The 9,718-nt window shown below is 63.6% G+C and carries 9 protein-coding genes; 1 reads left to right on the top strand and 8 read right to left on the bottom strand.

Going from position 1 to position 9,718, the window contains the following annotated elements; genetic code table 11:
• Positions 1–116: 116 nt before the first annotated feature.
• The 8 genes from lnt to GYA94_RS24675 form a co-directional block, all read right to left on the bottom strand.
• Entirely contained in the window at positions 117–1,634 is a 1,518-nt protein-coding gene (lnt, locus tag GYA94_RS24710) for an apolipoprotein N-acyltransferase (protein ID WP_009685395.1), read from the bottom strand.
• Positions 1,635–1,642: 8 nt separating this feature from the next.
• Entirely contained in the window at positions 1,643–2,482 is an 840-nt protein-coding gene (locus GYA94_RS24705) for a CorC family transporter (RefSeq protein WP_009685396.1), read from the bottom strand.
• A gap of 25 nt (positions 2,483–2,507) precedes the next feature.
• Entirely contained in the window at positions 2,508–2,981 is a 474-nt protein-coding gene (gene ybeY / locus GYA94_RS24700) for an rRNA maturation RNase YbeY (RefSeq protein WP_054911688.1), read from the bottom strand.
• Positions 2,974–3,972, bottom strand: a complete 999-nt coding sequence (locus GYA94_RS24695; protein WP_009685398.1) for a PhoH family protein — start codon at positions 3,970–3,972, stop codon at positions 2,974–2,976. The genes ybeY and GYA94_RS24695 overlap by 8 nt, the downstream gene beginning before the upstream one ends.
• A 137-nt stretch (positions 3,973–4,109) precedes the next feature.
• Positions 4,110–4,655, bottom strand: a complete 546-nt coding sequence (locus GYA94_RS24690; RefSeq protein ID WP_029884758.1) for a tetratricopeptide repeat protein — start codon at positions 4,653–4,655, stop codon at positions 4,110–4,112.
• Between the two features lie 195 nt (positions 4,656–4,850).
• Positions 4,851–6,134 (bottom strand): glutamate-1-semialdehyde 2,1-aminomutase, encoded by a 1,284-nt coding sequence (hemL, locus tag GYA94_RS24685; RefSeq protein ID WP_009685400.1) that lies wholly within the window; start codon positions 6,132–6,134, stop codon positions 4,851–4,853.
• Between the two features lie 14 nt (positions 6,135–6,148).
• Positions 6,149–6,772: a thiamine phosphate synthase gene (gene thiE, locus GYA94_RS24680; protein WP_161893298.1), complete on the bottom strand. Its 624-nt coding sequence runs from the start codon at positions 6,770–6,772 to the stop codon at positions 6,149–6,151.
• Between the two features lie 13 nt (positions 6,773–6,785).
• Positions 6,786–7,583, bottom strand: a complete 798-nt coding sequence (locus GYA94_RS24675) for a hydroxymethylpyrimidine/phosphomethylpyrimidine kinase (RefSeq protein WP_029884760.1) — start codon at positions 7,581–7,583, stop codon at positions 6,786–6,788.
• A 265-nt stretch (positions 7,584–7,848) separates the two neighbouring features.
• On the opposite strand from GYA94_RS24675, the gene GYA94_RS24670 reads away from it, so the two are divergent.
• The coding region (locus tag GYA94_RS24670; RefSeq protein ID WP_161893297.1) for a sensor histidine kinase at positions 7,849–9,718 on the top strand (1,870 nt) is incomplete at its 3' end.

Genomic DNA, 9,718 nt, shown 5'->3' with positions numbered 1-9,718 from the left:
GTGTCGCGATGGGCTGCGCAGCAGCCCCGGATCTCAGCTCTATCTCAAGATTGCCGGGGCTGCTTTGCAGCCCATCGCGACGCAAGGCCGCTCCTACAGGGACCGTGTAATGCCGGTTAGACAGTTTTGGCTATGCGCCCGGCCAGCAATGCCCAGCCCAGCAGCAGCACACAGACAATCGCCAGCGGCCACGAACGCCATTGCAGGTAAGGCGTGAGCTGCTGCATCGGCACCACTTCGCCATACATTACCGCCTGCTGGAATTGTGGTACCTGCGTGGTGATACGGCCGAACGGGTCGATCAGCGCGGTCACACCATTGTTGGTGGCGCGGATCATCCAGCGGCCGGCTTCCAACGCACGCATTTGCGCCATCTGCAGGTGCTGCAGCGGGCCGATCGAGGTGCCGAACCAGGTGTCGTTGCTGATGGTCAGCAGCAGGTCGCTACGCGCCGCCAGCCCTGCAGCGAATTCCGGGTAGACCACTTCGTAGCAGATGTACGGGGCAATCTGGTAACCCTTGGCCTGCAGCAGTGGCTGGTCTTCCGGGCCGCGGGCAAAGTCCGACATGGGCAGGTTGAAGAACTCGATGGCGCCACGCAGCATGTCCTGCAGCGGCACATACTCGCCAAACGGCACCAGTTTCTGCTTGAGGTAGGTGCCATCGCCTTCGCCGGCCACCGTGATACCGTTGTAGTAGCGGCGCTGGTGATGCACCTCTTCGCGTACCGGTACGCCGGTGATCAGCGCCGAATGCCGTTCGGCGGCAAAGCGGCCCATCACATCGATGTAGCCCTGGGCCTGGTCCTTGAGCACCGGCACCGCGGTTTCGGGCCACACCAGCAGGTCCACTGGCTTGGAACTGAAGCTCAGGTCACGGTACAGCGCCAGTTGTGCATCGATGTGCGCCGGGTCCCATTTCAGGTCCTGTTCGACGTTGCCCTGAATGGCCGCCACTTTCAGCGGGTCGCCAGCCGGCTTTGTCCAGGCATGGCCTTTGAGTGCCAGGCCCAGGGCCCAGGGCGCCAGCAACAGCACCGCGGCAATGGCCAGGAACGAAGGGCGCGCGCGCAGGCGGTGCAAGTTGCACAGCAGGGCGGCAGTGAGGGCCAGGGCGAAGGAAACCAGCCATACGCCACCCAGCGGGGCAAGGCCTGCCAACGGCCCGTCGAGCTGGCTGTAACCGGCGTAGAGCCAGGGAAAACCGGTCAGGAACCAGCCGCGGAAAGCTTCCTGCAGCAGCCACAGGGCGGCGAAACACAAGGCGTCGGCCAGCGGCGCTTCGTTGCGCCGCAACCAGCGCGCCCACAACCAGGTGGGCAGGGCGAAGAACCACGCCAGGGCGGCGAAAAATGCCAACAACAGCACGATCGCCAGCAACGGCGAGGCGCCGCCGTAGGTGGTCATGCTGACGTAGATCCACCAGGTGCCCGCGCCGTACAGGCCAAACCCGAACCACCAGCCACGCCACATGGCCTGGCGCGGGCTGAGCTCGCGCAGGCCCAGGTAGAGCAGGGCGATCGATAGCAAGGCCAGCGGCCAGATATCGAACGGTGCCAGGGCCAGGAGGGTGGATGCGCCGGCCGCCAGGGCCAGCAGGTTACCGGGCCAGCCGGGGCGGGTGATCCAACGCATGTTTGTCCTTAACGGTTGATCGGGGTCAGGCGCAGCAAGTGTATCCGCCGGCTGTCGGCGTTGAGAATACGGAACTTGTAGGCGCCGATCTCGGTGGTTTCGTTACGCTTGGGCAGGTGGCCAAAGGCACTCATCACCAGGCCGCCGACGGTGTCGAACTCGTCATCGGAGAACTCGCTGTCGAAGAACTCGTTGAAGTTTTCGATCGGGGTCAGCGCCTTGACCAGGAAGTCACCGCTGGGCAGCGGCTTGATGTAGCTGTCTTCCTCGACATCGTGCTCGTCCTCGATATCGCCAACGATCTGCTCCAGCACATCCTCGATGGTGACCAGGCCGGCCACGCCGCCATATTCGTCGATGACCACGGCCATGTGGTTGTGGTTGGCACGGAACTCGCGCAACAGCACGTTCAGGCGCTTGGACTCGGGCACGAAGGTGGCCGGGCGCAGCAGGTCCTTGATATTGAAGCTGTCGCCGTTCTCTTTGAGGATGAGCGGCAGCAGGTCCTTGGCGAGCAGGATCCCGAGCACATCGTCATGGCTTTCGCCGATCACCGGGTAGCGCGAGTGCGCGGCGTCGATCACCGCCGGCAGGAATTCGCGCGGCGACTGGCTGGCCTTGATGCTGATCATCTGCGAGCGCGGGACCATGATGTCGCGCACCTGCAGGTCGGCGACCTGGATGGCGCCTTCGACAATGGTCAGCGCCTCGCTGTCCAGCAGTTTGTTCTGATGGGCTTCGCGCAGCAGCTCCAGCAGCTCCTGGCGGTTTTTCGGCTCATGGGCAAAAGCCTGGGTCAGTTTACCCAGCCAGGACTTCTGCCCGTTGCTCGATCGATCTTCGCTCATGGCGGTTCTCGTGATCCTTCGTGTATCAGTGTGTGAGGGTGTCGGTTTCATCATCGGCATAGGGGTCGGGGTGACCCAGTTCTGCCAGCAATTCTCGTTCCAGGCCTTCCATCTCCTCGGCTTCCTCATCGTCGATGTGGTCGTAGCCAAGCAGGTGCAGGCAACCGTGGATGACCAAGTGGGCCCAATGCGCGTTCAGCGCCTTGCCTTGTTCGGCCGCTTCGCGCTCCACCACCGCCACGCAGATGACCAGGTCGCCCAGTAGCGGGATATCGAGCAGGTCATCGGGTACATCGGCAGGGAACGACAGCACGTTGGTCGCGTAGTCCTTGTGCCGGTAGGTGTGGTTCAGCTCACGGCCTTCGGCTTCGTCGACCAGGCGAATGGTCATTTCCGAGTCGGCGCTGCGCTGGCGCAAGGCCAGCTCACACCAACGGCGGAAGTCCTCGTCGCCCGGGGCAGCGGCATCGGTGGCCCGTTGAATGTCGAGTTCAAGCATCTTTGCCGGGTGCCTCAGGCTTGGCCTGGCGGGCATCGAAGCGGTCATAGGCCTCGACGATACGCTGCACCAGTGGATGACGAACCACGTCTTTGGGCTGGAAGTGGGTGAAACTGATACCCGGCACGTCCCGCAATACTTCGATGACGTGTGCCAGGCCCGACTTGGTGCCACGGGGCAGGTCGACCTGGGTGATGTCGCCGGTGATCACCGCGGTAGAGCCGAAGCCAATACGGGTCAGGAACATTTTCATCTGCTCGAGCGTGGTGTTCTGGCTTTCGTCGAGGATGATGAAGCTGTTGTTCAGGGTGCGGCCGCGCATGTACGCCAGCGGGGCGATCTCGATGACCTGGCGCTCGATCAGCTTGGCCACGTGCTCGAAGCCGAGCATTTCGTACAAGGCGTCATACAGCGGGCGCAGGTACGGGTCGATCTTCTGCGCCAGGTCGCCAGGCAGGAAGCCAAGCTTTTCGCCTGCCTCGACCGCCGGGCGTACCAGCAGGATACGGCGCACCTGCTCGCGCTCCAGTGCATCCACGGCGCAGGCCACTGCCAGGTACGTCTTGCCGGTACCGGCCGGGCCGATGCCGAAGTTGATGTCGTTGGCGAGGATTTCCTTGACGTAGCGCTGCTGGTTCAGACCACGCGGGCGGATATTGCCCTTGCGGGTGCGCAGCGACACGCTGACTTCGTTGACGGCCGGGTTGTCGATGTGCTCGACGGCCGACTCCTGCAGGTACAGGTGCACGGTTTCCGGTGACAGGTCAGTGGCCTTGGTCTCACGGTAGAGACGGCGCAGCAGCTGTTCGGCCGCAGAGGTTGTCTTGGGTTCGCCGATCAGTTCGAACTGATTGCCACGGTTGCGTATTTCGATGGCCAGGCGCTGTTCGATCAGGCGCAGGTGCTCGTCGAACTGGCCGCACAAGTTGGCGAAACGGTTGGCCTCGAATGGTTCGAGGATGAAACGATGGGGTTCTATGGGTGCGTTCAAGGTCGTTTTTAGCCGCTCGACGGCAATGGAGTTGAACTCAAGAATAACCCTTGAATGGCAGTGGCGAAAGCACTGAAACGATCAAGGGTATGTTCGCCCTGCACCGGGCGTGTGTACCCATGCTGGCGTACTGGCGGTCAGGGCAACGGTGAGAACGGTGTGCGCCCTTCGGCGTTCTGCAGTTCCAGCAGGTATTTGCGGAAAATCTGGCCGAGCACCTGGGTGGCATGCTCCAGGTCGTCGCGAGGCATTTGCTCGGTGACTTCGTCGGCCATGTCCAGCGCGTCTTCGGCACCGTTGACCGCGGCCATTTTCAGCAGGATGTACGCCTGCACATTATTGGCCTTGACCCCTTCGCCATGGAAGAACATGGCCCCCAGGCGATACTGGGCATCGGCCTGGCCTTGCAGCGAGGCTTTCTGGAACCAGTCCAGGGCTTTGTTCAGGTTCTTGGGGGTTTGCGTGTAGTAGTACTCGCCCAATTCGAACTGCGCCTGGGCGTCCCCCGCGCTGGCGGTCTGCTCGCAGGCCTTGAGGGCGTTTGCCAGGTCTTCAGGCTGAACGTTCAAGGTGCAGCGCCCCGTTGCCGGAATGAGCAACGAGTTACCGCCCTCCGCCAGGGCCAGCAGGGGCTGAAGAAGCAACAGGCAGCCCAGGGTCAGGGCGCGGCCGGTGCGGTTCATGGGGATCGACTTACCTCTGCAAAGCTGCGGCCAATGTCTCTGGTGGCACATTATGGGATAAGCAGCGCCAACCTTACAAAGTTTTACTCGAATTTCTGCTTGGTTGGGGAAGTCAGCTGATTGTGCATGAATAATTGTTGCCTGTACCGGCCTCTTTGCGGGTGAGCCCGCGAAGATCCCGGTACAGGCAAAGCATCACTTCAGGGCAGCAAACGCCTTTTCAGCCGCATCCAGGGTGATCTGCAACTCCTTGTCGCCATGGGCGATGGAGGTGAAGCCTGCCTCGAACGCGCTCGGTGCCAGGTACACGCCACCGTCGAGCATCAGGTGGAAGAAGCGCTTGAAGCGCTCGGCATCGCTGGCCATCACGTCATCGAAGGTGACGATATCGTCGGCACCGCTGAAGTACAGGCCGAACATGGCACCGGCCTGGGTGGTGACGAACGGCACCCCGGCGGCATCGGCGCGCTGTTGCAGGCCGTCGAGCATGCGGCTGGTGTAGTCGGTCAGTTCGGCGTGGAAGCCGGGGCGGCTGATCAGCTTCAGGGTGGTCAGGCCGGCGGCCATGGCCAGCGGGTTACCCGACAGGGTGCCGGCCTGGTAGACCGGGCCCAGCGGGGCGATGCAGCCCATGATTTCACGCTTGCCGCCGAAGCAGCCGACCGGCATGCCGCCGCCGACGATCTTGCCGAAGGTGGACAGGTCCGGGGTGATGCCGTAATGGCCCTGGGCGCCACCCAGGGAAACGCGGAAGCCAGTCATCACTTCGTCGAAGATCAGCACCACGCCATGCTTGTCGCACTGCTCGCGCAGCCCTTCGAGGAAGCCCGGGGCCGGTGGCACGCAGTTCATGTTGCCGGCCACTGGCTCGACAATGATGCAGGCCACGGTCTGGCCAACTTCGGCCAGGGTCTTCTCGACGGCAGCGATGTCGTTGAACGGCAAGGTCAGGGTGTGCTTGGCGAAGTCGGCTGGCACGCCCGCCGAGCTGGGTACGCCCTGGGTCAGCAGGCCGGAGCCGGCTTTTACCAGCAGGCTGTCCGAGTGGCCGTGGTAGCAGCCTTCGAACTTGATGATGGCATCGCGGCCGGTGTAGCCACGGGCCAGGCGGATGGCGCTCATGGTGGCTTCAGTGCCCGAGCTGACCATGCGCACCATTTCCATCGACGGCACGATCGAGCAGACCAGGTCGGCCATTTCGGTTTCCATGGCCGTTGGCGCACCGTAGGACAGCCCGTGCTGCAGCTGCCTGCGCACCGACTCCAGCACCTCGGGGTGGCCGTGGCCGAGGATCATCGGGCCCCAGGAGCCGACGTAATCGACATAGCGCTTGTCGTCCTCGTCAACGACGTAGGCGCCCTCGGCATGCTTGAAGAACAGCGGCGTACCGCCAACGCTCTTGAAAGCGCGGACCGGCGAGTTGACGCCGCCGGGGATGTGCTTCTGGGCTTGGGCGAACAGGGCTTCGGAACGGGACATGGGAATCTCTCGAATCAGGATGCGAACAAGGCGTTGAAGGCGCGGGCGCGGCGGGTAACTTCCTGCGCGCTGTCGGCACCGAACAGGCCGTGGATCACCGCCAGCAGGTCGGCGCCATGGGCGACCAGCGGGGCGGCGTTGTCGAGGGTAATGCCGCCGATCACCGCGATCGGCAGCTTTACCTGGGCGCGAGCCTGCTCCAGCAGCTCGGTACTGGCGGCAGGCGCGCCGGGCTTGGTCACGGAGTTGAAGAAGCGGCCGAAGGCCACGTAGCTCGCACCTTCCTTGGCGGCCTGGGCGGCCAGCGCGAGGCTGGCGTGGCAGGTGGAACCGATGATCGCCTGGCGGCCGAGCAGGGCCCGGGCCGGGGTCAGCGGGCCGTCGGTCTGGCCCAGGTGCACGCCGACGCCCAGGCGCGCGGCCAGCTCGGCGTCGTCGTTGATCAGCAGCCGCGTGCCATAGCGCTCGCACAGCTTCATCAGCGCTTCGGCTTCACGCAGCCGGCGCGCTGCGTCGTCGCTTTTGTCGCGGTATTGCAGCAGGCACACGCCGCCTTCCAGCGCCGCTTCGACATAAGACAGGAAACGGCTGGCAAGCAGTTGACTGTCGGTAATGGCATACAGGCCACGTAGCTTCATGGAAAGCCTCGTTTCAAGCGCAGAAGTCCAGGGGCAGGCGGCGCGGCACGTACTGGCCTTTGCCCAGCTGCTCGGCGTCACGCAGGGTGCGCCAGGTGTAGTCAAGGGCGCTGCGTACGGCACTTTCCAGCTGCTCGCCCAAGGCCAGGCGGCCGGCCAGGGCGCTGGCCAGGGTGCACCCCGAGCCATGGTAGCTGCCTGGCAGGCGCTGGCAGGTCCAGGTGTATTGCTGGCCGTTCTGGGTGTACAGGCGGTTGTGGATTTCGTCTTCGTCGCCGTGCCCGCCGGTAATCAGCAGGTGCTTGCAGAACGGCAAGAGCTTCTCGGCACACGCATCGGCGCTGCCCTCGGGCAGTTCGGCGAGAATGCGTGCTTCAGGCAGGTTCGGCGTGGCGATGGTCGCCAGCGGCAGCAGGCGTTCGCGCAGGGCATAGCCTACTTCATCCTTGCCCAGGCGGCCGCCGCCGCCGGCGCGCAGCACCGGGTCGCAGACCAGCGGCAGGTGCGGGTGGGCGGCCAGCAGCTCGGCCACGGTGTCGACCATGTCGATCGAGCCAAGCATGCCCAGCTTGACCGCGGCAACCGTGGAGTCGGCCAGTACGGCGTTAGCCTGGGCCAGCACCCACTCGCGGTCGAGTACCCGGAAGTCGGAAACATTGACGGTATCCTGCACGGTCAGGGCAGTCACGGCGGGTGCAGCGTGACAGCCTTGGGCGAGCAGGGCTTCGATATCTGCCTGCAGGCCGGCGCCGCCACTTGGGTCGTGGCCGGAGAGACAGAGGACAACGGGGCGGGAGCTGTAGGTATTCATGGTCGGCGAGCTTACCACCAAACCTGTTTGGGAGAATCGTCCGACAAACCGGATTTACTGATCGAATGGTCAGCTTATGGTTGGCATCTTCCCTCAAACTATTGATTTAGAAGCCTTTATTCGCGTTTTGGCATGGCCGATTGCCAGCGGTTACAGCTATGCTAGAGTGCTTGGATAACTCGACAAACGGACTCTGCTGGATCACGTCGTCTCAAACGGATGGGAGGCAACCGCGACGCGACTGCACAGACCAGGCTGGGGCTGTATGCGCTATTTGCTGATTGTGCTTCTGGGGATGCTGCCCGTGCTGGCCGGCGCAGTCGATTTCGACGAGGCTACCCGGCACCTGCCGCTGGGCAAGGTCATGCAGGTTTATGAGGACCCGGATGGCAGTAGCAGCATCGCCCAAGTCAGCGCCCCGGACTTTGCCAGATACTTCCGCCCCCACCCAGATGAGGTGCTGAACGCCGGTTATTCCACTTCGGTGTTCTGGCTCAAGGTCGAGTTGCGCCCGGTTGCGGCGCCCGGTGCTGCGCCCCGGCAGTGGCTGCTGGAACTGGCCTACCCGCCCCTGGATCATCTGGAGCTGTACCTGGCCGATGGCAATGGCGGCTACCGCCTGGCCCAGCGCACCGGCGATGCCTTGCCCTACGACAGCCGGCAAGTGCGCCAGAGCAATTATCTGTTCGAACTGCAGCTGCCGCCCGGCCAGGTGACTACCGCTTACCTGCGGCTGCACAGCCAGGGCTCGGTGCAGGCGCCGCTGGCGCTATGGGCCCCCGAGGCCTACATCGAGGCGCAACCGACCCGCCTGTATGTGCTGGGCATGATTTATGGCGTGCTGCTGGTGATGCTGGTGTACAACCTGTTCATCTACCTCAGCGTGCGCGACGTCAGCTACCTCTACTACATCCTCTATATCGCCTCGTTCGGCCTTTACCAGGTGTCGGTGAATGGCGCCGGTGTTGCCTACTTCTGGCCAGACAGTCCCTGGTGGGCGAATGCCGCGACACCGCTGAGCATCGGTGCTGCCGCGCTGTTCGCCTGCCAGTTCGCCCGCCACTTCCTTCAGCTTGGCAGTATCAGCCGGGGCTTCGATCGGCTATTGCAGCTGTTGATGCTGGGGGGCGTGGCGGTCATGGTGCTGGCCGTGAGCATGACCTATGGGGTGGCGCTGCGCATGGCCACCCTGCTGGCGCTGCTGTTCACCGTCAGCGTGTTCAGCGCCGGGCTGTATGCCTGGTGGCGCGGGTTGCGCCTGGCGCGTTGGTTCATCATTGCCTGGACGGCGTTCCTGCTTGGTGGCCTGGTCAACACCCTGATGGTGTTGGGCTACCTGCCGAACGTGTTCATCACCATGTATGCCAGCCAGCTGGGTTCGGCACTGGAGGTGGCACTGTTGTCGCTGGCGCTGGCCGACCGCATCAACATCCTGCGCGAGCAGCAGGCGCAGGCCTTGCGTGAAACCGGCCGTACGCTGGAACAATTGAACCTGCAGTTGGCCAGGAGCAACCGGTTGAAAGACGAATTTCTGGCCAGTGTGACCCATGAACTGCGCACGCCGATGAACGGGGTGATTGGCTCGCTGGAGTTGATGCATACCTTGCCGATGGAAGGCGAGATGGCCCAGTACCACCGTACAGCGATCGGTTCGGCGCAAGGCATGATGGACATGGTCGATGCCATCCTTACGCTGTCCGAGCTGCAAGCGGGGCGCCTGCGGGCGCAGCCGGCGCCGTTCAGCCTGCGTACTTTGTTGCAGAGCCTGCGCGCCGGTTATGCCGGCCAGGCATTGGCCGAGGGCCTGTACCTGAGCCTGGATATCCCGGCCGATTTGCCGGATGGGTTACTGGGTGACGGGCCCAAGCTGGCGCGTTGCCTGGGATGCCTGGTGGATAACGGGTTGAAGTTCACCCATCAGGGCGGCGTGGTGATCCAGGTGCGCGGGCGCCGGGTGGGGCCGGATGACATGGCGCTGACCTTCACTGTCAGCGACAGCGGTATCGGCTTCGATGACCTGGACCAGGCGACGTTGTATCAGCGGTTCTGCCAGGTAGATGGCTCGATGACCCGCCGCTATGGCGGGTTGGGGATCGGGCTGTCGATCTGCCGGCAGATGGGCGAGTTGCTGGGGG

It is taken from the genome of Pseudomonas juntendi (genome assembly GCF_009932375.1).
GTDB classification, from domain to species: Bacteria; Pseudomonadota; Gammaproteobacteria; order Pseudomonadales; family Pseudomonadaceae; genus Aquipseudomonas; species Aquipseudomonas juntendi.
Note: the sequence above shows the minus strand (reverse complement) of the source record. Positions and strands in the feature narration are given on the sequence as shown.

Excerpts from the sequence above, each read along its gene's own strand:
- GYA94_RS24705 (WP_009685396.1), bottom strand. The coding sequence starts at position 2,482 with ATGAGCGAAGATCGATCGAGCAACGGGCAGAAGTCCTGGCTGGGTAAA.
- GYA94_RS24675 (WP_029884760.1), bottom strand. The coding sequence starts at position 7,583 with ATGAATACCTACAGCTCCCGCCCCGTTGTCCTCTGTCTCTCCGGCCAC.
- GYA94_RS24690 (WP_029884758.1), bottom strand. The coding sequence starts at position 4,655 with ATGAACCGCACCGGCCGCGCCCTGACCCTGGGCTGCCTGTTGCTTCTT.
- lnt (WP_009685395.1), bottom strand. The coding sequence starts at position 1,634 with ATGCGTTGGATCACCCGCCCCGGCTGGCCCGGTAACCTGCTGGCCCTG.
- thiE (WP_161893298.1), bottom strand. The coding sequence starts at position 6,772 with ATGAAGCTACGTGGCCTGTATGCCATTACCGACAGTCAACTGCTTGCC.
- ybeY (WP_054911688.1), bottom strand. The coding sequence starts at position 2,981 with ATGCTTGAACTCGACATTCAACGGGCCACCGATGCCGCTGCCCCGGGC.
- hemL (WP_009685400.1), bottom strand. The coding sequence starts at position 6,134 with ATGTCCCGTTCCGAAGCCCTGTTCGCCCAAGCCCAGAAGCACATCCCC.